This is a genomic window from Pseudomonas sp. BC42, assembly GCF_021560055.1.
Lineage (GTDB): Bacteria > Pseudomonadota > Gammaproteobacteria > Pseudomonadales > Pseudomonadaceae > Aquipseudomonas.
Genome location: NZ_CP091067.1, coordinates 2,314,758 through 2,336,126, shown reverse-complemented (window position 1 = coordinate 2,336,126; position 21,369 = coordinate 2,314,758). Strand labels below are relative to the sequence as shown.

The 21,369-nt window shown below is 65.5% G+C and carries 21 protein-coding genes; 9 read left to right on the top strand and 12 right to left on the bottom strand.

The window, feature by feature from the left end:
- Positions 1-37: 37 nt before the first annotated feature.
- Positions 38-484, bottom strand: coding sequence for a helix-turn-helix domain-containing protein (locus L1O02_RS10880; RefSeq protein ID WP_060840166.1), 447 nt, complete (start codon positions 482-484; stop codon positions 38-40).
- A gap of 103 nt (positions 485-587) precedes the next feature.
- Here L1O02_RS10880 and L1O02_RS10875 point away from each other — a divergent pair, with 103 nt between their 5' ends.
- The gene (locus L1O02_RS10875; protein ID WP_060840167.1) at positions 588-1,814 is read left to right on the top strand and encodes an MFS transporter; all 1,227 of its coding nucleotides are present in this window, start codon (positions 588-590) and stop codon (positions 1,812-1,814) included.
- A 136-nt stretch (positions 1,815-1,950) separates the two neighbouring features.
- On the opposite strand, the gene L1O02_RS10870 is transcribed toward L1O02_RS10875, so the two are convergent.
- From L1O02_RS10870 to L1O02_RS10840, 7 genes are all read right to left on the bottom strand, one after another.
- Positions 1,951-2,910: a spore coat U domain-containing protein gene (locus L1O02_RS10870; protein ID WP_235759849.1), complete on the bottom strand. Its 960-nt coding sequence runs from the start codon at positions 2,908-2,910 to the stop codon at positions 1,951-1,953.
- Between the two features lie 62 nt (positions 2,911-2,972).
- On the bottom strand, positions 2,973-5,330 hold the full coding sequence (locus tag L1O02_RS10865) for a fimbria/pilus outer membrane usher protein (protein WP_235759848.1): 2,358 nt from the start codon (positions 5,328-5,330) through the stop codon (positions 2,973-2,975).
- A 119-nt stretch (positions 5,331-5,449) separates the two neighbouring features.
- Complete coding sequence (locus L1O02_RS10860; RefSeq protein WP_060840170.1) at positions 5,450-6,241, bottom strand: molecular chaperone; 792 nt, start codon at positions 6,239-6,241, stop codon at positions 5,450-5,452.
- A 46-nt stretch (positions 6,242-6,287) separates the two neighbouring features.
- Positions 6,288-6,788 (bottom strand): spore coat U domain-containing protein, encoded by a 501-nt coding sequence (locus L1O02_RS10855; RefSeq protein WP_060840171.1) that lies wholly within the window; start codon positions 6,786-6,788, stop codon positions 6,288-6,290.
- A 4-nt stretch (positions 6,789-6,792) separates the two neighbouring features.
- Positions 6,793-7,329: a spore coat protein U domain-containing protein gene (locus L1O02_RS10850; RefSeq protein WP_060840172.1), complete on the bottom strand. Its 537-nt coding sequence runs from the start codon at positions 7,327-7,329 to the stop codon at positions 6,793-6,795.
- Positions 7,330-7,348: 19 nt separating this feature from the next.
- Positions 7,349-7,888 (bottom strand): spore coat U domain-containing protein, encoded by a 540-nt coding sequence (locus L1O02_RS10845; protein ID WP_060840173.1) that lies wholly within the window; start codon positions 7,886-7,888, stop codon positions 7,349-7,351.
- A 105-nt stretch (positions 7,889-7,993) separates the two neighbouring features.
- A complete protein-coding gene (locus tag L1O02_RS10840; RefSeq protein ID WP_108546373.1) occupies positions 7,994-8,494 on the bottom strand; it encodes a spore coat U domain-containing protein in 501 nt (166 codons plus the stop codon).
- 240 nt (positions 8,495-8,734) lie between these two features.
- Between L1O02_RS10840 and zapE the strand changes: the two genes are divergently transcribed.
- From zapE to L1O02_RS10820, 4 genes are all read left to right on the top strand, one after another.
- Entirely contained in the window at positions 8,735-9,853 is a 1,119-nt protein-coding gene (gene zapE / locus L1O02_RS10835) for a cell division protein ZapE (RefSeq protein ID WP_108546368.1), read from the top strand.
- A 22-nt stretch (positions 9,854-9,875) separates the two neighbouring features.
- Positions 9,876-10,487, top strand: coding sequence for a hypothetical protein (locus L1O02_RS10830; RefSeq protein ID WP_060844126.1), 612 nt, complete (start codon positions 9,876-9,878; stop codon positions 10,485-10,487).
- Positions 10,477-10,848: a hypothetical protein gene (locus L1O02_RS10825; RefSeq protein WP_235759847.1), complete on the top strand. Its 372-nt coding sequence runs from the start codon at positions 10,477-10,479 to the stop codon at positions 10,846-10,848. Before L1O02_RS10830 ends, L1O02_RS10825 begins: the two co-directional genes overlap by 11 nt.
- A 97-nt stretch (positions 10,849-10,945) precedes the next feature.
- A complete protein-coding gene (locus tag L1O02_RS10820) occupies positions 10,946-12,259 on the top strand; it encodes a leucine-rich repeat-containing protein kinase family protein (RefSeq protein WP_108546366.1) in 1,314 nt (437 codons plus the stop codon).
- Between the two features lie 67 nt (positions 12,260-12,326).
- Here the strand turns inward: L1O02_RS10820 and L1O02_RS10815 are convergent, their stop codons facing one another.
- Both L1O02_RS10815 and L1O02_RS10810 read right to left on the bottom strand, forming a co-directional pair.
- A complete protein-coding gene (locus tag L1O02_RS10815) occupies positions 12,327-13,031 on the bottom strand; it encodes a YebC/PmpR family DNA-binding transcriptional regulator (RefSeq protein ID WP_060840179.1) in 705 nt (234 codons plus the stop codon).
- 201 nt (positions 13,032-13,232) lie between these two features.
- Complete coding sequence (locus L1O02_RS10810) at positions 13,233-14,093, bottom strand: LysR substrate-binding domain-containing protein (RefSeq protein WP_060840180.1); 861 nt, start codon at positions 14,091-14,093, stop codon at positions 13,233-13,235.
- Positions 14,094-14,203: 110 nt separating this feature from the next.
- Between L1O02_RS10810 and L1O02_RS10805 the strand changes: the two genes are divergently transcribed.
- The 3 genes from L1O02_RS10805 to L1O02_RS10795 all read left to right on the top strand — a co-directional run bounded on the left by L1O02_RS10805 (position 14,204) and on the right by L1O02_RS10795 (position 16,995).
- Positions 14,204-15,313, top strand: coding sequence for a 2-aminoethylphosphonate--pyruvate transaminase (locus tag L1O02_RS10805; protein WP_235759846.1), 1,110 nt, complete (start codon positions 14,204-14,206; stop codon positions 15,311-15,313).
- Positions 15,314-15,417: 104 nt separating this feature from the next.
- Positions 15,418-16,245 (top strand): phosphonoacetaldehyde hydrolase, encoded by an 828-nt coding sequence (gene phnX / locus L1O02_RS10800; RefSeq protein WP_235759845.1) that lies wholly within the window; start codon positions 15,418-15,420, stop codon positions 16,243-16,245.
- 195 nt (positions 16,246-16,440) lie between these two features.
- Entirely contained in the window at positions 16,441-16,995 is a 555-nt protein-coding gene (locus L1O02_RS10795; protein WP_235759844.1) for a cytochrome b, read from the top strand.
- Here L1O02_RS10795 and L1O02_RS10790 read toward each other — a convergent pair.
- Both L1O02_RS10790 and L1O02_RS10785 read right to left on the bottom strand, forming a co-directional pair.
- A complete protein-coding gene (locus L1O02_RS10790) occupies positions 16,986-17,915 on the bottom strand; it encodes a pyridoxal-phosphate dependent enzyme (protein WP_235759843.1) in 930 nt (309 codons plus the stop codon). The two genes, L1O02_RS10795 and L1O02_RS10790, sit on opposite strands and share 10 nt — an antisense overlap.
- A 72-nt stretch (positions 17,916-17,987) precedes the next feature.
- A complete protein-coding gene (locus L1O02_RS10785) occupies positions 17,988-20,027 on the bottom strand; it encodes an NADPH-dependent 2,4-dienoyl-CoA reductase (RefSeq protein WP_108546361.1) in 2,040 nt (679 codons plus the stop codon).
- 210 nt (positions 20,028-20,237) lie between these two features.
- Here L1O02_RS10785 and L1O02_RS10780 point away from each other — a divergent pair, with 210 nt between their 5' ends.
- Positions 20,238-21,368, top strand: a complete 1,131-nt coding sequence (locus L1O02_RS10780) for a carbon-nitrogen hydrolase family protein (protein WP_108546360.1) — start codon at positions 20,238-20,240, stop codon at positions 21,366-21,368.
- Position 21,369: the final 1 nt, after the last annotated feature.

Sequence of the window (21,369 nt, the reverse complement as noted above, 5' to 3'; positions counted from 1 at the left end):
GACGACTGCGGGAAGCGCTCCCGCAGTCGTCATGCGCTCACGACGCCGGCACCCGCAGGCAATCGTCGGGCCCCAGCAAGCGCCCATCCGCCGTACGCAGTTCCAGTGCCGGCAGCGGTTGCCCGGTTTCCCGGTCGACCATTCGCGAATGCGCCTCGCCTTCCTTGTAGAAAAACGCCTCGCCCCATTGGCGCAAACCGATGATCAGAGGAAACAGCCCCCTGCCCTTCTCCGTCAGCACGTACTCCTGATAGGCACTGCCATCGGAGGCCGGCACAACCGCCAGCACCCCATGTTCCACCAAGGTCCGCAGGCGCGTGGCGAGAATGTTCTTGGCCATGCCCAGATTGCGCTGGAACTCGCCAAAACGGCGGATGCCGTCAAAGGCATCACGCACGATCAGTAACGACCACCAGTCACCAATGGCGTCCAATGAACGAGCCACCGGGCACTCGGCATCTTGCAGGCTAGTGCGTTTGACCATGCTGGGAGTTCTCCAAACGGGCAGCGGAAAAGTGGTTGCAATATAAAACCACGATCACTACCGTACAACTGGTTTCATAACAAAACCACATACGGAGTCCGCCATGTCATCTGAATCCTCAACCCCTTCGCCACTTTCAGCCAAGGTGGTGCTGTTGTTCGCCGTGGCCTGCGGGCTGGCGGTGGGCAACGTGTACTACGCCCAACCGCTGCTGGACGCCATGGCCCAGGCCTTCGACCTGGCGCCGGCCACGGTGGGCATCGTCATCACCCTGACTCAGGTGGGTTACGGCCTGGGCCTGCTGTTGCTGGTGCCCCTGGGCGACCTGCTCAATCGCCGGCGCTTGATCGTCAGCCAGACCCTGCTGTCGGTCCTGGCCCTGTCGACGGTGGCCTTGGCCCCCAACAGTGCCTGGCTGTTGCTGGGCATGACCTGCACCGGCCTGCTGGCGGTCGTGACCCAGGTGCTGGTGGCCTATGCCGCCCACCTGACGCCGGTCGCTCAGCGCGGACGGGTGGTGGGCATGGTCACCAGCGGCATCGTGGTGGGCATTCTCCTGGCCCGCACCGTGGCCGGGACCATGGCCGATCTGGCGGGCTGGCGCTCGGTGTACCTGCTCTCGGCCGGACTGACCCTGCTGGTGGCCCTGGCCTTGTGGAAAGTGCTGCCGACCGCGGAACAGCCACCCACGGTGCAACGCTACGGGCAACTGCTCGGCTCCCTGTTGCTGTTGTTCAAGGAGGAAAAGGTCCTGCGCGACCGGGCGGTCCTGGCCATGCTGATCTTCGCTGCCGGTACGGTGCTATGGACCCCACTGGTGCTGCCCCTGAGCGCCCCACCGCTGTCGCTGTCACACACCCAGATCGGCCTGTTTGGCCTGGCCGGCGCCGCAGGCGCCCTGGGCGCAGCACGGGCCGGGCACCTGGCGGATCGCGGGTTGGCGCAATGGACCAGCGGCCTGGCCCTGACGCTGATGCTGCTGTCCTGGTTGCCCCTGGCCTTGACCCAATCCTCCCTGTGGGCCCTGCTCCTGGGGGTGATCACCTTCGACCTGGGCCTGCAGGCGGTACACGTCACCAGCCAGAGCCTGATCTACAGCGTGCGGCCCCACGCCCAGAGCCGCCTGGCGGCCGGTTACATGCTGTTCTACTCGGCCGGCAGCGCCGGCGGCTCCATCGCCGCCACCGCCACCTATGCCTGGGCCGGCTGGACCGGAGTGTGCCTGCTGGGCGCGGCCATCAACGGCGTGGCACTGCTCTACTGGTTGTGGAGCCTGAACCCCGGACAACACCCGGCCACGGCGCCCGATGCCCGCTCGGCGCGCCCATAGCGGGTTCGCCCGAACGTGCTTTCCCCTTCAGCCCCGCGGCTGCTTTGCACCAACTCGTCAGCATGGCGCGGCCGGCCCGGGCAAGACCGAGCAACAGCGCCTCGGACGGACGGCGAAATCAGTGGCGCGACGGTTTCTAGAACCCCACATCCAGCACCACGTTGTCGACATAGGTGCCGGCTGGCGGGGTGCTCTGGTCGGTATAGATCCGGGCGTTGTAGTTGAAGATCTGGCTGCCGGTGCCCAGGCCGTTGCCCGGGTTGACCTCGGCATCGGTACTGGAGCGCCGGGCACTGCCGACACTGCCCCAGCGAGTGTTGCCGGCACTCTTGAAGATGTCATAGGCCAGGTAGTTGCCACTGGAAATCATCCGCCGCCGACCACCCGCGCTCACCGGCTGCTGGCCATCGCTCAAACCCACGGTATAGGCACTGCCCTTGGTGCAGGCCAGGTTGATGGTCTGCCCGGTCACCGTGGCAAAGGCGCTGACCACCGGCGCACTGCCGAAGCTGATGTTGGGCGCGGTGATCACGCAATCGTTGGACACCGTCATGTTGACCGTCAGGGCCTGGGTGCCGCTGCCGATGTCGCGGCCCAGGCAGGCCCCCAGGGCGCCGATCCCGGCGCAGTAGTTCCAGCTCCAGAAGATGCTCAGGTTCTCGGTGTAGATCCCGGCCGCCACGTTGCTGCCGGTGATGGTCCCCATGTAGATCGGCACGGTCTTGGCCACGGTCGGGCTGCCCAGCAGACCCAGCAGATCGATGATCGAGTTGCGGGCAAAGTCGAACTGCACCCCCCGAGTGATCGGGTAGCTGGTGCTGTTGTTGGCGTACAGGGTGTAGCCGATGACATCGCCGGTGGGGCCGACCAGGCCGCTGGTGGTGGACGTGATGGTGGCGTAGAAATGGTCGCTGCTGGCCAGCAGGCTCAGCAGCGAGCCGGTGCAGCTCAGGCCGGCATTGGTGGTGGAGGCCGGCTGCGAAGTGGTGCGCACCAGGATCGAGCTGAGCGTGCCGAACCCCGCCGGCGCGGTACTGACCGTGGTGCACAGCGCCTGGGCCGACAGCGCCAGCATGCTGGCCAAGAGTCCCGCCATTGCCTGTCGCCAGCCCTTGAATCTGCCCACGCCTCGCCCTCCCTTGCGCCTTGATCCTGCCGTTACTGACAGACCAGCGGGCCGATCAGCGGCACCTGCTGCTGTTGCAGATCCATGTCGAACTGCGCATGACAGCGCTGGCCATCGGCCAGGCCGACTTCCAGGCTGTTGTGTTGCGCAAGGTTCTCCAGATACACCAGCCCATCCCAGCCGACCACCGCCCGGGCCCCGCTCGGCTGGTGCGTCACGCTGCTCCCCAGAGGCAACTCCCGTTGCTGGGCATCCACCAGCACCACGCTGGCGGCGATCACCCGGGCCAGGGGAAATTCCAGCAGATAGCCGCTGCCCCGGCGTACCGCCACCCGCTGCTCGACATTCGGACTCTGCACGTTGGCCGGCAGGTTCAGCGGATCGATCTCGTACTTGCCCCGGTAATAGGCGCTGCTCCAGGGCACCAGCAGGTGGCCGCTGGCGTCGGTCCGGCCCACCAACTGGTTTTCATAGCGCACCGGTATGTCCGGGTAGCCGCCGGTACTGACCACCACGAAGGCGTCGTCGATCTGGTTGGCGGCGAACACCTGACGGTCCATCCACACCAGCGAACCACTGGCATCGGCCCAGCGAGTCTCGGCTTCGCGGGTGCCATAGACCCCGGCTTGCAGGCGCACCGACTGCAGGCGCCAGGTGGCATCCGCCTGCCGATAGTCGGCGCCGTCGCCGGTGGCATACCCCAGGTTGTAACCAACACCGCCGTCAAGCGGCACCGAGCGACTGAAATTGACCCGCTGGCGGTTTTCCCCGGTCTTGCTGCGCTCGTTGCTCAGGCTCAGGCTGCCGTGCAGATCGAAGGGAATCACCAGTTGTGCCTGCATGGCCCACTGGCTGTCGCCGATTTCCCGGTTGGCCGACAGGTAGAAACTGCTGTTGTGCCACAGCGGTTTGCTCCAGGTCAGATTGAGCAAGCGGGTGCGGCTCGAATCGGCGGCCAGCACATCGAAATAACCGGCCCCCAGGCTGCCGTAACGCTCCAGATTGAGGCTCAGGGTCAGTTGCTCGCTGCGCTGGCTGAGGCGGGTGTAGGGGCTGTCGAGCAGACTCAGGTCGGCGTAACGGTCGCGACGCTGCATGCGCTGGTAGGCCAGGCTGAAACGCTGGTTGTTGTACTGGTAGCCGAAGCTGAACTGCTGCCCGCCACTGCCGTCGAAGCGGCTCTGGCTGAGCGCGGTATTGAGCACGCCGAACTGCCCCAGGCGCAGGTTGCCGCCCAATCCGCCCAGCGTCAGGGAGTCCGCGGCTTCGGCATGGGCCTCCAGGGTCAGGCTGTCGCTCAGGCCATGGCGCAGGCTGCCGGAAGCGACGCCCGGGCCATAGCCGAAATCACGCAAGCTGTAGTCGCGACGCAGGTTGCCTGCGGCCAGCGAGAAATCCGTCAGGCCCTGGTGCAGCAAGGTGCTGGTGACGTAGAACGGCACCGTGGTCGACACCTGCCGTCCCAGGGCATCGGTGGTCACCACCACCGCCTCTCCCGCGCCGTTGATGAAGGGAATGTTGGTCAGGGTATAGGGACCGGGTTGCAACTCGCTGCTGCTGGCCTTGTAGCCGTTGATGAACAGGTCCAGCGAGGACGGCACCGCCGCTTCCCCGGCAAACTGCGGCAAGGGATAGGTCACCAGGTCCGGACGCACGGCAAAGTCCCGCGACAGCTGGACCCCGCCCAGGCGCACCGAACTGCTCCAGGGCAAGGCGCTGCTCACCACATCACCCGCCTCGTAGGTCAGCAGGCGCTCCTCATCGGAAAAACGCCAAGTGGTGTCGTAGCGCCGATAGCCATTGTTCAGCGAAGCGCTCTCAACCCCGGACAGGGTCCGCCGGTACTGCCCGGTATTGGACAAGGTGCCCCAGGTGTCGAACAGCCGCACTTCGTTCCAGGCCGCCAGGTACGTGCCGCCGTCGTCGGTGTCATTGAGGTACAGGTCATAGTTGAGCAGCGCGCCGAAACTGCTCAGCGCCGGGGTGCGCGGATAGGCCTGGCGACTGCCGATGAACTGCTCCGGCAGCCAGTCCGGCGGCACATCCAGCAGCAAGCGCTGGCCCTGGCTGTCGTAATCGCTGTGCAGCTGCGGCAGGCTCTCCAGATCCACCTCGCTGCCCAGCCCCTGCGGCAGCTTGATCCCGGCCTCCTGCAGCGTCTGCAGCGGCATGAACAGTCGTCCGGCGCGCTGCTCCACCGCCACCACCTTGCCCGTGTTCATCCGATTGATCACCAACTCCAGAAACAACTGCGCATCGGCCATCGACTCCAGGCTGCTGGGCGGCGGCGGTAACTCGCCGGCCTGGAGCGGACCACTCAGCATCACGCCCCACAGACCGGCCAGCAGCCCTTGCAAGCGCCAGAAACGACGAGCCGGATCCCGGCTCATGGCGGATTCAAGTCCATCTATGGACATCTCCATCCCAAGGCGAATGCGCCATCGCGCTCACAGCCGTGCGTAGCTCTGCCCAATTGCCCTCTTGCTGAGCGCCACGCCGCGGCTGTGGATCAGCGAGCAGGCGCCAGAGCCTGTACCTGCGACGCACCGTTGATCCGCAGCTGCAGGGTCGCGTCGGCCGCCAAGGGCTCCGTCAGCGGCCAGCGCATCACCGCGCCGGGCAAGACATAGCCCAGCAGGCCCGGCGCCAGCGGCCGGGTCTGTGTCCCCTGCCTGAACCCGACATCGGTCAGGCGCGCATGCACCGCGCCCTGATTGCGCAGTTCGAGGAACGTCTTGCCGTCCACCGCCACCTTGCGCCAGCTCAGGTCGGGTACGCCGGCGCCCTTGGGATCGCGCTGGCGGGTGGTGTCTTCCTTGCTCCAGAGTCCTGCGCCATAGGCGAACAGCGGCACCGAGTAGCGCATCTGGAAACGAATCGCCGCAGCGCTCTTGGCACCGTCCTGGGGGGTGATGGGTTGGGCCGAGGGAATCTCGTCGATGATGATCCGGTACGCCAGCTCCTGCCCCGGCGGTACGTCGCGGGTGCGGGTCAGGCGCACCAGTTGCTTCTGCCCGGGCTCGATCTTCGCCAGCGGCGGGCTGCCGATGACCTCGCGCTGATTCTGGTACTGATCGGCAAAGCCGCTCTGACTCCAGGCAAAGACCCGGATCTGCAGGTTGGCAGTCTCGGTGCCGCGGTTTTCCAGCCATAGGGCGCTGGCCTGCTGATCCGCCTCCAGCACCGGATCGATCGGCCAGATCAGCACCGAGCTGGCGGCCTGTACCGCAGGCACACCGGACAGCAGCCCGGCCAGTGTCAAGTAACGGGTGGCCTGCAGGCCCCGCAAAAGTAAATGCATACTGCTACTCCTTGTCCGCCTGCCGGCTGATGGTCGATTCGCCCCTTCACCACGACAGCTGCACCTGCAGCACGTCGCTGTACGTCCCCCCAGGCTGATTGCCCGGCAACTGCACCTGTCCGTAGATCGGCAGGCTGATGTTATTGGCATCGCTATACGCCACGGCCACGCTCTGGCCGATCCCCAGGCTCTGGCTGTACCCCGCATCGCGGAATAGCTCATAGGCGACCAGGGAACTGCCGCTGCTGATCCGCATGTGCCGCCCGCTGCTGTTGTACTGGCCGCCGTCCACCGTCATGTTCAGGGTCACCCCCGGGGTGCACTGCAACTGCACGCCAGCGCTCAGCGCCACCCTGACCGTGCTGGTGGACAACGCCGACTGGCTGCCGAACGCCAGACTGCCGTAGTTGCTGACACCGCCCACCACCAGGCAGCCGGCGGTGATGGTGGCGCTGACCTGGAAGCTCTGGCTGGTGGCGGCACTGGTCCACACCGGCCAGGCACCGGCACAGATCAGGGCCAGCAGCGCACATCCGGGGCGGGCCATGGCATCAGAAGGTCAGTTGCACGGACACCGTATCGGTGTAGGTGCCGGCCGGCAGCCCGGCCTTGCCCACTGCCTGGCCGTAGAGGTTGACGGTCTGCGCCACCCCGGTGCTCGGTGCCAGGTTGATCACCCCATTGATCGCCACGATCTGCGAGTGCCCGGAGTCGGTGTACAGGTCGTAAGGCACGTAGTTGGCCACGCCGTCGAACAGCGCCCGGGTGCCGCCGCTGGACTTGCCGTCATTGCTGCCGCCCTGGATGGTCAGGCTTGGGGTGGTGCCGCTGGAGCAGAGAATCGACAGTGCCCCGCCACCCCCGCCCAGCACCTGGCCGGTGGCCGTGGTGAACAGGCTGTTGGTGGTGCCGAAGTTCAAGGCGCCGAAGTTCAGGCCGGTGCTGCCGCCGACGCCGTTGACCTGGCAGCTGCTGGTGAGGATCAGGGTCGAGCTGATCTGCCCGGTGACCGTGGTGGCGGCATTGACCGTTGAGGCCATGACCAGCCCCAGCAAGGGCCAGCCGATTCTCGATACAAGCGCGTGCATGATGTACGTCCTCTCATGATTACCAATCCAGCGTGATGGTCAGGGTGTCGGTGTAGACCCCTGCCGGAACCGCGCGGGTATTCGCGACCACCGAGCCGAACACCGGAATGGGAATCCGCCTGCCGCTGCTCACTGCGAAATTGCGCTGCTGACCGATGCTGTAGCTGTCGCTACCGGATGCATCGACGAACAATCGATAGGGAATGGTCTGGCGCCCGTTGCTCAGGCGCCGGGTCGTGCCGTCGCCATTGAGGCCGCCATTGATGGTCACGGTGAACCCGGTGACCGAGGGATTGCAGGCCACCTGCAAGCGGCCTTCGGCGCTGTCGGTCAGGCTGGCCTTGATCGGGTTGACCCAGGTCGGACCTTGCCGGCCGAAATCGAGCAGACCCAGGTCGCTGACAGGCGCGGCAACGGGATCGCTGCCGGCACTGCTCACCTGGCAACTGGCCAGGATCACCAGGCGCGCCTGAATCTGTCCGCTGATCGCCGCCTGGGCGTCATCGGCCAGCAGGCACAGCGAACCCAAGGCGATGATCGTCCAGTTCCTGCCCTTCATTGCTGCCATCCCGGTTCCATCAGGACTCCCACCTGAGCCGTCCATCGTCGACGGCTTTCCCTGTTCTGCCCGGGATCCCCCGCAGCAGTCGTCATGGCCCTGCCTTCACCAGCTCAGGGTCACCTTCAATAGATCGGAATAGCCTCCGGCCCGGGGTATCTCGGCCAGGGGCTCGATGCGCCCGTAGAGGGGCAGATCCACGCTGCCGGAATCCGGCACGCGGCCGCTGACCGGGACATTCACCGGCAAGGGTATGCGCCGGGCCGGGTCCTGGTACAGACGATAAGGAATGGGTTTGCCCGGCCAGCGGTTGCTGGCCAGATAACGCACGTCGCCGATGCCGCCATGCAGGCCGCCATCGACGCGCAGTTGATAGGGCGTATCGGGATTGCACTCCAGCCGCGGCCGGCGGCCACTGGGCAGCGCAGCGGTCAAGGGCCCCGCGGCGTCATCCAAACGCGCGCTGCTGCCGAAATCCAGGGTGCCGAGCTGTTCGATACCGGCCTCGCGCTGTTGCCCCAGCAACTGGCAGCCACGCAGCACATCGACCCGGACCTGCACCTGCAGATCCGCGGCCCCTGCCGTCGCGCAGAGCAACGCGCTCATGACTGCCATCCCCTGGTATCCATTCAAGGCCTCAATCCTTGTGAGAAGCATTTGCTGCAATCAGGTTAGCAAGCAGCAGGGAAACCGCCAGTTTGCGTATTAATTGGCCGGACTCCGGTCCATCCGCCCCTCGCATCCAAGCGATGCTCTTTAGAGATCGCTGGTCGACAGGTTTCCTATTGGTTAAATTGTCGCGCCGCTTTTAAGGTGAGCGGCCCGGAATCATCGAGGTAACCGCTCTTGGCCGCTCTACCGCCAAAACCTGCACCGACCCGCTCTCCCTGGCGTCGCCTGTTCGCCAGGCCCGCGCACCGTCAGAGCGCTGCCGGTGCGGTCATCCGCGACTACTTTCGCCACAGGGCCCAGGACCTGGGCTACACCCTGAGCCACAGCCAGCTGCGGGTGATCGACTGCATGGCCCAGCAGGCCGAAGGCCTGGCGCACTCCCCCGGCAAGGCCCAGAGCCTGTACCTGTACGGCGCCGTCGGCCGAGGCAAGAGCTGGCTGCTGGACGGCTTCTTCCGCGCCCTGCCCATCGCGGAAAAACAGCGCCTGCACTTCCATGACTTCTTCGCTCAACTGCACCAGGGCATGTTCCGCCACCAGCAACAGGCCGATGCCCTGGAGACCACCCTGGACGAGCTGCTCAACGAGTGCCGGGTGCTGTGTTTCGATGAGTTCCATGTCCACGACATCGGCGACGCCATGCTCATCACCCGGCTGTTCAAGGCCTTGTTCAAACGCGGCATCACCCTGCTGGTCACGTCCAACTACGCGCCCGAAGGCCTGCTGCCCAATCCGCTGTACCACGCCCGTTTCAAGCCGGTGATCGAGCTGATCCAGCAGCGCATGCACGTCATGGAAGTCGGCGGCCCCCACGACTACCGCAGCCAGGCCAGGACCCACGAGCAGCAGGTCTTCACCCAGGGATGCTATGTGTGGCCCGGCACCCCGGCCCAGCGCCAGGCCCTGGATCTGCCGGAACGCCACGCCCCGGCGCAGCCACTGAGCGTGGGCGCGCGACAATTGACCGTGCGCCAGATCCAGCAGCGCAGCATCCGTTTTGAATTCAACGATCTGTGCGAACAGCCCACGGCCGTCATGGACTACCTGGAACTGAGCCACCGCTTCGATACCTGGATCATCGACGAACTGCCCGAGCTGGGAGAATGCTCGATCGCCGCCCAGCAGCGCTTCATCAACCTGATCGACGTGCTCTACGACCAGGACAAACGCCTGCTGCTGATCGGCCAGCGCCCCCTGCGCGACAGTCTGGGCGGCCACGCCATCGACCTGGCCCGCACCCGCAGCCGTCTCGGGCAACTGCGGGAAATCGGTCCCGAACATGCACTGGGCTGAACCGCCACCGATAGGTAGGAAAATGTTGCCCATCACCTTTTTCGCGCTCTTAGAGCGGCACCTGAACGACTCAACACTCGAACATCCGCCGTTGTTCGGCCTGGAGGCGTTCTCTGCCGACGAGCTCGCGGCAAAGGGCTATGAACTGATCGGCGATCCGGCGGACTTTCACTTCTACGAAAAAAGCCATACGACGGTTTACCACCGACGGGCGCAGGAAGTGATCCTCAAGTGCTACTTCTTCAACCAGCAACGGCTGGGCAGCGGCTTCAGCATTGTTCGCGGCGTACGCCTTGGCTCCTTGCTCAGGCACTGCAAACGTCTGGAGCAAAAAGGCAAGGGCATCCGCCCGAACCTGGCCTGGTATTTCTCGGACGACAAGCAAGAAGGCGCCGTGATCCTCAATGACCGGCATGTCATGCGTTTCAACCAATGGAGCCACAAGGGCGCCTATCAGGTGGCAACCCTGGAGAGCGACTTCGACTCCGGCAACCCGCTGGGCCGGGCCGCCACGCGTTCGGTCAAGCACACCTTTGAGCACCACAGCCTGGAGTCGATGCGCAAAGAGGCCCGCAACGCCAGGCAACCGGGTGCATTTCGCAGGCTGCTCGGAGCGATTCACAATGGCATTTGATCGCGATGAGCTCTATCGACTGGCTTCTGGTCTTTTGCGGGCCCTGCAGGATGGAGACCCGGCAGGGTTGTCGGCGTTTGGTGTCAGCCGGGCCATGTATGAGGAGATCACCGAAGAGCTGGAACACTCGGGGGAACAGCTTGCGCACCTGTCGATGCCTCCTTGTGAGATCGCCGGCCAAGCGGACCGTACCGGCAGGGTTGCACTGGACATTTACCCGCTGCATACCGATCCGCACACCCTGAGAATGGCCTGCCAGCTGTGGTCCAAAGGCCAGAAGACCGAGCTCACGCTGATTGCCGACTACCGGGAACAACAGCGGCAGGCCGCCCTGACCTTCAGGCTGCTGGAAACCCAGTAACCCTCGCCCCAGGACAACCCACCGCCCAGGCAGCAAAACTGGCCGATCTGCTTTATCCTCCCCGCCCTTGTCCTTCATTCGAGTGTTGACGCTGTTCATGGATACCCTTGCTCAACTGCGGGCCGGCCAGCTGGCCGGAATCAAGCGCCTGGACCTGTCCTGTGGACTGACCGAGTTCCCCCGGGAGATCTTCGATCTCGCCGACTCCCTGGAAATCCTCAACCTCAGCGGCAACGCCCTGGACAGCCTGCCCGATGACCTGCATCGCCTGAGGCGCCTGCGCATTCTGTTCTGCTCGGACAACCAGTTTCGCGAAGTGCCGGTCTGTGTCGGCCAATGCGCGCAACTGAGCATGATCGGCTTCAAGGCCAACCGTATCGAGCGAGTGCCGGCCGCCGCGCTGCCGCCGCAGTTGCGCTGGCTGATCCTCACCGACAACTGCATCAGTGAATTGCCGCACGAGCTGGGTAACCGCCCGCTGCTGCAAAAGCTCATGCTCTCCGGCAACCGCCTGACCGGGCTGCCCGAAAGCCTGAGCCAGTGCCATCGCCTGGAGCTGCTGCGGATCGCCGCCAACCAACTGAGCGAACTGCCGCCGTTCCTCCTGGCCATGCCGCGCCTGACCTGGCTGGCCTACGCCGGCAACCCGCTGGAATCGGAAGCCGACGCCACGGCGCTGGCCTCCACGCCGAGCATTCCCTGGAGCGAACTGAGCCTGCAACAGCGCCTGGGCGAAGGCGCCTCGGGGGTGATCCACCAGGCCCAATGGCAACCCGTCGGGCAATCGCCACGCGCGGTGGCGGTCAAGCTGTACAAGGGCGAGATGACCAGCGACGGCTCGCCGCTGCACGAAATGAACGCCTGCATCAGCGCCGGACTGCACCCGAACCTGATCCGCGTCGAAGGCCGGGTCCAGGATCATCCCCAAGGCCAGAACGGCCTGGTGATGCAGTTGATCGACACACGCTTTGCCAACCTGGCGGCGCTGCCGAGCCTGGACTCCTGCTCCCGGGACATCTACCCGGACAACGCCAGCTTCAACGCCGAGGTGACCCTGGGCATCGCCCGGGGCATCGCCTCGGTGGGTGCGCACCTGCACGCCCAGGGCATTACCCATGGCGATCTGTATGGCCACAACACCCTGTGGAATGCCCAGGGCGACTGCCTGCTGGGGGATTTTGGCGCGGCATCCTTCCATGCCCAGGACGACACCGTGCAAAGCCGCGCGCTGCAACGCCTGGAAGTGCGGGCCTTCGGCATCTTGCTGGAAGAACTGCTGGAACGTGGGGATGGTTCGCTGAGCCAGGGACAAAAGCAGAAACTGACGGCGCTGGTGCAGCGCTGCTGTCAGCCAGAGGTACTGGCGCGACCGGATTTTGCCCGGGTCTGCGAGGAATTGGCGGGGCTTTAAAACAGCTTCGCCGGCCAGCCGGCTCCTACAGAGGTGTGCAGGAGCCGGTGGCCGGCGAATCGCGGTCTTAGCCCGCCAGGCCGACGAACATGTCCTGCACGTCGTCATGGTTGTCCAGGCCTTCGAGGAAGGCTTCGACTTCAGCCATCTGCTCATCGCTCAGGCCGCTGACCGGGTTCTTCGGCTGGTAGCCGAGCTTGGCCGACAACACGGTGAAACCCTGCTCGGGCAAGGCCTTCTGCACCGCGTCCAGGTCCGCAGGCTCGGTGAGGAACAGGGTCGCGCCCTCCTCCCCCGGCTCGAAATCCTGGGCACCGGCCTCGATGGCGGCCAGTTCCGGATCGGCGTCCGGGCTGTCCGGCGAGGCTTCGATCATGCCCACGTGGTTGAAGTCCCAGGACACCGAACCCGAAGCGCCCAGCTGGCCCTTGCGGAAGGCCACGCGGATTTCCGCCACGGTGCGGTTGATGTTGTCGGTCACGCATTCAACGATCAGCGGCACCTGGTGCGGGGCAAAACCTTCGTAGGTCACGCGGTGGTACTGCACGGTCTCGCCGAGCTGGCCCGAGCCTTTCTTGATGGCACGCTCAAGGGTCTCACGCGGCATCGAAGCCTTTTTCGCCTGTTCCACCACCAGCCGCAGGTGGGCGTTGGTGGCGACGTCAGCGCCGTTACGTGCGGCGATGGTGATCTCTTTCACCAGCTTGCCGAAAATCTTGCCCTTGGCGTTGGCTGCCGCTTCTTTGTGTTTAACCTTCCACTGTGCGCCCATTACTCACTCTCTTGATCTATGGCGTCGAGTTGGATTTGGCCGACGCGATGGGCAAGTTTATACGTCCTCAAGGCCCTGATCGACCAAAAAGTCAGTATCCGGCCGCCGCTCTGCCGGCCTCAGCCCCGGTCGGCCTGAGCGGTGCAGGCGATCACTCGGGTCTGTGCCATGGCAAGCGGGTGCCAACCCGCGGGGGACAGATCAGGCGGGAGCCAGGGCGAAAAAGGCCTGGATCAGGCGCAGGTCACGCCGTCGCTCGATGCAGCCAAGCATGTGCCGGTTGACCAGGCCCGCGCCGCGAATCGGCACGGTTCGCACCCGCGGGTCGTGGCCGACTTCCGCCGAGCTGACGACGCCCACCCCCAATTGCGCCGCCACCGCCTCGGTCACCGCTTCGCGGCTGTCCAGCTCCAGCAGCACCCGCGGCTGGACCTTGGCCAGCGCGCAGGCTTCATCGAAGGTCCGGCGGGTGATCGAACCGGGTTCGCGCAGCACCATGATCACCTGGTCCAGTTGTTCGAGGGCGATGCCGTCGGCCAGCGCCAGCCAGGGGTGGCCTGCGGGCACCAGGGCACAGACTCGCGACTCCCCCAGGCTTTGCAGGTACAGGCCCTTGCGCGGTTCGACCTCGGTCAGCACCGCCACGTCGGCGTGCTCGGACAGCAAGGCGGCCAGGGTTTCCTGGGCATTGCCCAGGCGCAGGTTGACCGTCACCCCCGGATATCGCGCCCGCAGGCTGGCCAGCATCGGCATCACCAGGTGCGGGCCGTCGGCCGCCACCTCCAGGCGCCCGGTCAGCAATTGCCGGTTGGCCTCAAGCAGCGCCTGGGCCTCCTCCGCCAGACCGAACATGGCACGGGTGATGGCCGCCAGCTTGATGCCTTCCTCAGTCAGTTCCACCCTGCGCGCAGTGCGCCGCAGCAGGGTGATCTGGTAATGCTCTTCCAGGGCCTTGATATGCCCGGTCACCGCCGGCTGGCTGATGAACAGCCGCCCGGCGGCCCGGGTGAAGCTGCCTTCACGGGCCACGGCGTCGAATGCACGCAGTTGAAACAGGTTCATAGCTATCGGCCTCACTGATGGCTGGCATAACAACAAACAATTTGATTGATGACAAGGCAAACTGCAATTTAGTCCCCGTAGCGTCACCCCCATCTTTTCGAGGACACCCCATGAGCGTCGCCGAGCCCATCCTGCTGACCCCCGGTCCCCTGACCACCTCCGCCCGCACCCGCCAGGCAATGCTGGTGGACTGGGGCTCATGGGATGAGCGCTTCAACCAACTGACCGCCAGCCTGTGCCGGCAACTGCTGGCCATCGTCAACGGCGCCGAGAGCCACCACTGCGTGCCCCTGCAGGGCAGCGGCACGTTCGCCGTGGAAGCGGCCATCGGCACCCTGGTGCCCCGCGACGGCAAGGTCCTGGTGCTGATCAACGGCGCCTACGGCAAGCGCCTGGCGAAGATCTGCGAAGTGCTCGGCCGGGATTTCAGCACCTTCGAAACCGCCGAAGACCAGCCCACCACCGCCGCCGACGTCGAGCGCCTGCTCCAGGCCGACCGCGCCATCAGCCACGTGGCACTGATCCACTGCGAAACCAGCACCGGCATCCTCAACCCGCTGCCGGAGATCGCCCGGGTGGTGGCCGACCACGGCAAGCGCCTGATCATCGACGCCATGAGCTCCTTTGGCGCGCTGCCCATCGATGCCCGGCACCTCCCCTTCGACGCGCTGATCGCCGCCTCCGGCAAATGCCTGGAAGGCGTGCCCGGCCTGGGCTTTGTCCTGGCCGACAAACACTCCCTGGCCCAGGCCGCCGGCAACGCCCACTCCCTGGCCATGGACTTGCACGACCAGCACGACTACATGGCCAGGACCGGCCAGTGGCGCTTCACCCCGCCGACCCACGTGGTGGCCGCGCTGCACGAAGCCCTGCTGCAATACAACGAGCAAGGCGGCCTGCCGGCGCGTCATGCACGCTACGCCGACAACTGCCGGGCGCTGCTGCAGGGCATGGGCGCACTGGGCTTGCAGAGCTTTCTGCCGGAGGCGATCCAGGCGCCGATCATCGTCACCTTCCACGCCCCGAAAGACCCGCGCTATCAGTTCAAGGACTTCTACGAACGGGTCAAGCGCAAGGGATTCATCCTCTACCCGGGCAAGCTGACCCAGGTCGAAACCTTCCGCGTGGGCTGCATCGGCCATGTCGACCGCCACGGCATGCAGGCCGCGGTGAGCGCCATCGGCGAAGTCCTGCGGGAGATGCAAGTCCTCGACCTCTGACGCCACCGCGTCCCTGGAGGAGCGAGCGTGCTCGCGAATCAGACGCCGCGATCCCCGAACCTTTTTTCGCGAGCACGCTCGCTCCTACAACAGGCACTGCAACCATGAACTACAGCAACCCCACCCAGCTGCAAGCCGCCATCCTCGACTGGGCCGGCACCGTGGTCGACTTCGGCTCCTTCGCCCCGACCCAGATCTTTGTCGAAGCCTTCGCCGAGTTCGATGTGCAGGTGTCCATTGAAGAAGCCCGCGGCCCCATGGGCATGGGCAAGTGGGACCACATCCGCACCTTGTGCGACCTGCCGCAGGTGGCCGAACGCTATCGCCAAGTCTTCGGCCGCACCCCGAGCGACGCCGACGTCACCGCCATCTATGAGCGTTTCATGCCGCTGCAGATCGACAAGATCGCCGAACACTCGGCGCTGATCCCCGGGGCCCTGGAGGTGATCGCCACGCTGCGCGAGCAGGGCCTGAAGATCGGTTCCTGCTCCGGTTACCCCAAGCAGGTGATGGACAAGGTGGTGGCCCTGGCCGCGACCAAGGGCTACGTCGCCGACCACGTGGTGGCCACCGACGAGGTGCCCAACGGCCGCCCCTGGCCGGCCCAGGCCCTGGCCAACGTGATCGCCCTGGGCATCGACGATGTCGGCGCCTGCGTGAAGATCGACGACACCGTGCCAGGCATTCTCGAAGGCCGCCGCGCCGGCATGTGGACCGTGGCCCTGATCTGCTCGGGCAACGCCCTGGGCCTGACCTATGAAGCCTACCGGGCCCTGTCCAGCGACGCCCTGGCCTGCGAGCGCCAGCGCATCCACGCGCTGTTCGAGGCCTCGCGCCCGCACTACATGATCGACACCATCGCCGACCTGCCCGAGGTCATCGCCGATATCAACCGGCGCCTGGCCCGTGGGGAAATGCCCCAGAACCATTGATCAGGCGCTGGGGCGGGCCTGGACGGCGGTGCCAGGAGCATCGCCGTTCTTTTTCGGTCCTATGGGCGCCAACGCTCTGACACGGGCCACAAAAGCCACAAGCGGCTCAGGCAAACCCGGGGAAAGCGGATTACAGTTACAGCACTCCGTCATTAAGAACGGAGGCTTCAGACCTGATGACCGAGGATGTCCCGTATGCCCTGGAAAAACACTGAGTCGCGCTACAGCACCATGATGATCACCTTGCACTGGCTGATGCTGGTGTTGCTGGCGGTGGTTTACGCCTGTATCGAATTTCGCGGCATCTTTCCCAAGGGCAGTGGTGGTCGCACGCTGATTGTCGAAGCCCACTTCATGCTCGGCCTGACCGTGTTTGCGCTGGTCTGGCTGCGTCTGTTCGCCCGTGCCCAAGGCGTGGCGCCGAAGATCCTGCCCACCCCGCCGCAGTGGCAACGGCTGTTGTCGACCCTGATGCATTGGGCGCTGTACCTGTTCATGATCGCCATGCCGATCCTCGGCTGGCTGACCACCAGCGCCAAGGGCCATCAAGTGATGTTCTACGGCTTCGACCTGCCGCTGCTGGTGCAAGAGAACAAGACCCTGGCCAAGCAGTTCCAGGGCTGGCACGAACTGCTGGGCAGCCTCGGTTACTGGCTGATCGGCCTGCATGCCCTGGCCGGGCTCTATCACCACTACGTGATGCGCGACAACACCCTGCAACGCATGTGGCGCCAGCGCGGTCAAGCCTGAGCCTGCAGCGCGCGGCGGCCCTGCAAGCCGCCGCTGTGCACGAAGACCAATCGGCAACCCGGCGCAAAGCGCCCGGCCATTACCTGCTCCTGCAAGGCCAGCAGGGCCTTGCCGGTGTACAACGGCTCCAATGGCAGCGCGCACTGCTGCTCGGTGAGCCGGATAAACCCGCGCAACGCGTCGTCGACCCTGGCAAAACCGCCACGGCTGCTGTCCAGCAACTGATAACCGCCGCGCCCCTGTCCGGCCTCCTGCAAAATGCCCTCGACCTGCTGCGCCACACCGTGATCCTCGGGCACCGCCAGCGCGCCATACACCGGGTGTGCCCCGGCCTCCGCCAGCACCAGCCCGGCCAGGGTGGTGCCGGTCCCGGCGGCCAGCCACCAAGCGTGATAGTCGCTCCAGCCCAGGCTCGGCAACTGCCGCTGCACCTGATCGCGCAAGGTCATGCAGCCCGTGGCACCGGCCAGCCCACCGCCGCCTTCAGGCACCGGGTACAACGCCGGGTAGCGGGCCTGCCAGGGCGCCCAGAAACCGGGCGCGTGGCGTTCGCGGTAACCGGCGTAGCCCAGCCAGTGCAGGCGCATGCCGAACGCCTGCAGGTCGAGCACCGTTGGCGTGTCCTGTGGATGGCCACGCAACAGGCCCACGGTGGGAAAGGCAAAACGCCGGCCGGCGGCGGCCAGCGCATGCAAGTGATTGGAATGGGCGCCGCCGAGGCTGATGACGCCCTGAGCGCCCAGGCTGCGGGCCGTCGCCAGGTGTTCGGTGAGCTTGAACCATTTGTTGCCGCTGATCAGCGGATCGATCAGGTCCAGGCGCAATACCGCCACCTCGACCCCGGCCCGGGACAGCCAGTCCAGCTCCAGCCGTTGCAGCGGAGCCTGGGGTAACCAGTCGAAGGATTCGGGGAAGGACATCGGTAGCGGGTTCGGCAAAGAAGGGAGCGCAGTCTACCAGCCCGAAACGCTGGCAGACTGCCCCCCAGGGCGTTACAGCTCGGCCGCCAGACGCGAACCCTGGTTGATGGCGCGCTTGGCGTCCAGTTCGGCGGCCACATCGGCACCGCCAATCAGGTGCACGTTCTGCCCCGCCGCCAGCAGACCGTCCTGCAGCTCGCGCAGCGGGTCCTGACCGGCACAGATGACGATGTTGTCCACCGCCAGCACCTGGGGCTCACCCGCTTCACCGATCCGAATGTGCAGGCCGGCATCGTCGATCTTCAGGTACTCGACGCTGTTGAGCATCTGCACCTGCTTGTTCTTCAGCCCGGTGCGGTGAATCCAGCCGGTGGTCTTGCCCAGGCCGTCGCCGACCTTGGATTTCTTGCGCTGCAACAGGAACACCTGACGCGCCGGCGCGTGGGGCTCGGCCTTGATTCCGGCCACGCCGCCACGGGCCTGGAGCTGGGTATCGATGCCCCACTCCTTCCAGAACGCCTCGCGGTCCTGGCTGGTGGCCACGCCCTGATGCACCAGGAACTCGGAAACGTCGAAGCCGATACCCCCTGCCCCGATCACCGCCACGCTCTTGCCCACCGGCTTGCGCTCCAGCAGCACGTCCAGGTAGCTGAGGACCTTGGGGTGCTCCACGCCCGGGATCGCCGGTACGCGGGGGGCAATGCCGGTGGCCAGGATGATGTCATCGAAACCGCCGGCCACCAGCTGCGCCACATCCACCCGGGTGTCGAGGCACAGCTCGACATGGGTGGTCTGCAGCTTGCGCTTGAAGTAACGCAGGGTTTCGTAGAACTCTTCCTTGCCCGGCACCCGCTTGGCGATGTTGAACTGGCCACCGATCTCGCTGGCGGAGTCGAACAGGGTCACCTGATGCCCGCGTTCGGCGGCCACGGTGGCGGCGGACAGGCCCGCCGGGCCGGCACCGACCACGGCAATCTTCTTGATCTGCGTGACCGGCAGGTAGTTCAGCTCGGTCTCGTGGCAGGCCCGAGGGTTGACCAGGCAACTGGTGAGCTTGCCGCCGAAGGTGTGGTCCAGGCAGGCCTGGTTGCAGCCGATGCAGGTGTTGATCTCGTCGGCGCGGCCTTCAGCGGCCTTGTTGACGAAATCCGGGTCGGCCAGGAACGGCCGGGCCATGGACACCATGTCGGCATCGCCCTCGGCGAGGATCTGCTCGGCGATGTCCGGGGTATTGATGCGGTTGGTGGTGATCAGCGGAATGCTCACCGAACCCCGCAGCTTGGCCGTGACCTTGCTGAACGCGGCCCGCGGCACCTTGGTGGCGATGGTCGGGATCCGCGCTTCGTGCCAGCCGATCCCGGTGTTGATGAGGGTCGCGCCGGCCCGCTCGATGGCCTGGGCCAGTTGCACGATCTCTTCCCAGGTGCTGCCGCCTTCCACCAGGTCGAGCATCGACAGGCGGAAAATGATGATGAAGTTCGGGCCTACCGCCTCACGCACCCGGCGGACGATTTCCACCGGCAGGCGCATGCGGTTTTCATAGCTGCCGCCCCAGCGGTCGGTGCGATGGTTGGTGTGGGCGGCCAGGAACTGGTTAATGAAATACCCTTCCGAACCCATGATCTCGACACCGTCGTACTCGGCCTTCTGGGCCAGGGTCGAACAGGTGACGAAGTCGCGGATCTGCTTCTCGATGCCTTCCTCGTCCAGCTCCTTGGGCTTGAACGGGTTGATCGGCGCCTGGATCGCGCTGGGTGCCACCTGCTTGGGGCTGTAGGCATAGCGCCCGGCGTGGAGGATCTGCATGCAGATCTTGCCGCCGGCCTCGTGCACTGCGCGAGTCACGATCTGGTGCTTGAGCGCCTCTTCTTCGGTGGTCAGCTTGGCGGCGCCGGAATACACCCCGCCCTCATCGTTGGGGCCGATGCCGCCGGTGACCATCAGGCCCACGCCGCCCCGGGCGCGCTCGGCAAAATACGCCGCCATGCGCTCGAAGCCGCCGGGTTTCTCTTCCAGACCGGTGTGCATGGACCCCATCAGGGTGCGGTTGCGCAGGGTGGTGAAACCCAGGTCGAGGGGGGCCAGCAAATGCGGGTAAGGTGCTCCAGCCATGGTGTCACTCCAGATCGGGCAATCACGGGAAAATGCGGAAGCTCTGCGGCCTCCATCAGTAGTGCTGCACAGACTAAGAGCACCGTACCCGGCACTCAATGACCGTAACTGACAACTTATTGATCCAAACGCGCAGCGCCCCTTGGCAAGTGCCGGCACGGGCCCTACCCTAGTCGGCGAATCCTGCACACGGCCGCCGACTGTTTTCCCATGCGCAAACTTCTTTACCTCACCTTGTCCCTGGCCCTGCTTGCCGTCATCACCCGTTATGCGCTCTGGACCCACGACCGTCCGGGGGCGCATTACCTGTCGGACCTGCGCATCGAGCTGGCAGTGGACCAAGGCGTACCTGCCGATCACGGCAACCTGCTGGCGATCCAGCCGGAGTTGTTCCCCACCGACTACCAGAGCCCCGAGCGCCTGCACCGCAAGCTTGCCGCCTACCTGCAACAGGCCCGGGACAAGGGCCTGGTGAATGCCAAGACCATCGTGGTGCTGCCGGAACACATCGGCACCTGGCTGATGGTCAGCGGCGAAAAGAACGAGCTGTACCAGGCCGTGTCCTTGAAAGAAGCAATGAACTGGCTGGCGGTGAGCAATCCGCTGCCATTCCTCAAGGCCCTGATCAGCGCCAAGGGATCAAGCCGCCTGGCCGATGCGCACCTGCGCATGAAGGCGAAGAAGATGGCCAAGGAGTACCAGATGCTGTTCGGCGGCCTGGCCCGGGAGTTCCAGGTGACCCTGGTAGCCGGCTCGATCATTCTGCCCGAGCCCAGCGTCAGCCAGGGCAGCCTGCAGATTGGTAGCGGTGCCCTGTACAACAGCAGCCTGGTGTTCGGCAGCGACGGCCTGCCTATCGGCCAGCCCCAGCGCCAGCTCTATCCCACCCATGCCGAGAGCGGCTATGTGCGCGGCGATGCCGGACAGGGGGTGCAGGTCGTCGACACTCCCGCCGGGCGCCTCGGAGTGCTGATCGGCAGCGACAGCTGGTACCCGGACAACTATCGCCAGCTCAATGACCAGGGCGCCCAACTGGTCGCGGTCCCGGCCTTTGTCATGGGCCGCGATGGCTGGGAACGACCCTGGCGCGGCTTCAAGAGCATCACCACCCCCAGCGAGGTCAGCCTCAAGCCGGAAGAAACCAGCGAGGGCGACGCCTGGCATCGCCTGACCCTCACCGCCCGCCCGCCCAGCAGCCTGGCCAGCGCCGGCGTCAGCGTATTCCTGCGTGGCCAGTTCTGGGACCAGCGCAGCAGCGGCCAGAGCTTCATCAATAGCCACGGCCAGACGTTTGCCGATCAGGGCACAACGGGCGCCCGCCTGCTGAACCTGTGGCTGTAAA

Coding starts and splice junctions, on each gene's coding strand:
- L1O02_RS10805 (WP_235759846.1), top strand. CDS start 14,204: ATGAGCGTCGCCGAGCCCATCCTGCTGACCCCCGGTCCCCTGACCACC.
- phnX (WP_235759845.1), top strand. CDS start 15,418: ATGAACTACAGCAACCCCACCCAGCTGCAAGCCGCCATCCTCGACTGG.
- L1O02_RS10880 (WP_060840166.1), bottom strand. CDS start 484: ATGGTCAAACGCACTAGCCTGCAAGATGCCGAGTGCCCGGTGGCTCGT.
- L1O02_RS10875 (WP_060840167.1), top strand. CDS start 588: ATGTCATCTGAATCCTCAACCCCTTCGCCACTTTCAGCCAAGGTGGTG.
- L1O02_RS10810 (WP_060840180.1), bottom strand. CDS start 14,093: ATGAACCTGTTTCAACTGCGTGCATTCGACGCCGTGGCCCGTGAAGGC.
- L1O02_RS10795 (WP_235759844.1), top strand. CDS start 16,441: ATGCCCTGGAAAAACACTGAGTCGCGCTACAGCACCATGATGATCACC.
- L1O02_RS10845 (WP_060840173.1), bottom strand. CDS start 7,888: ATGAAGGGCAGGAACTGGACGATCATCGCCTTGGGTTCGCTGTGCCTG.
- L1O02_RS10850 (WP_060840172.1), bottom strand. CDS start 7,329: ATGCACGCGCTTGTATCGAGAATCGGCTGGCCCTTGCTGGGGCTGGTC.
- L1O02_RS10780 (WP_108546360.1), top strand. CDS start 20,238: ATGCGCAAACTTCTTTACCTCACCTTGTCCCTGGCCCTGCTTGCCGTC.
- L1O02_RS10820 (WP_108546366.1), top strand. CDS start 10,946: ATGGATACCCTTGCTCAACTGCGGGCCGGCCAGCTGGCCGGAATCAAG.
- L1O02_RS10825 (WP_235759847.1), top strand. CDS start 10,477: ATGGCATTTGATCGCGATGAGCTCTATCGACTGGCTTCTGGTCTTTTG.
- L1O02_RS10870 (WP_235759849.1), bottom strand. CDS start 2,910: ATGGCGGGACTCTTGGCCAGCATGCTGGCGCTGTCGGCCCAGGCGCTG.
- L1O02_RS10855 (WP_060840171.1), bottom strand. CDS start 6,788: ATGGCCCGCCCCGGATGTGCGCTGCTGGCCCTGATCTGTGCCGGTGCC.
- L1O02_RS10785 (WP_108546361.1), bottom strand. CDS start 20,027: ATGGCTGGAGCACCTTACCCGCATTTGCTGGCCCCCCTCGACCTGGGT.
- L1O02_RS10830 (WP_060844126.1), top strand. CDS start 9,876: ATGTTGCCCATCACCTTTTTCGCGCTCTTAGAGCGGCACCTGAACGAC.
- L1O02_RS10860 (WP_060840170.1), bottom strand. CDS start 6,241: ATGCATTTACTTTTGCGGGGCCTGCAGGCCACCCGTTACTTGACACTG.
- L1O02_RS10815 (WP_060840179.1), bottom strand. CDS start 13,031: ATGGGCGCACAGTGGAAGGTTAAACACAAAGAAGCGGCAGCCAACGCC.
- L1O02_RS10865 (WP_235759848.1), bottom strand. CDS start 5,330: ATGAGCCGGGATCCGGCTCGTCGTTTCTGGCGCTTGCAAGGGCTGCTG.
- L1O02_RS10840 (WP_108546373.1), bottom strand. CDS start 8,494: ATGAGCGCGTTGCTCTGCGCGACGGCAGGGGCCGCGGATCTGCAGGTG.
- L1O02_RS10790 (WP_235759843.1), bottom strand. CDS start 17,915: ATGTCCTTCCCCGAATCCTTCGACTGGTTACCCCAGGCTCCGCTGCAA.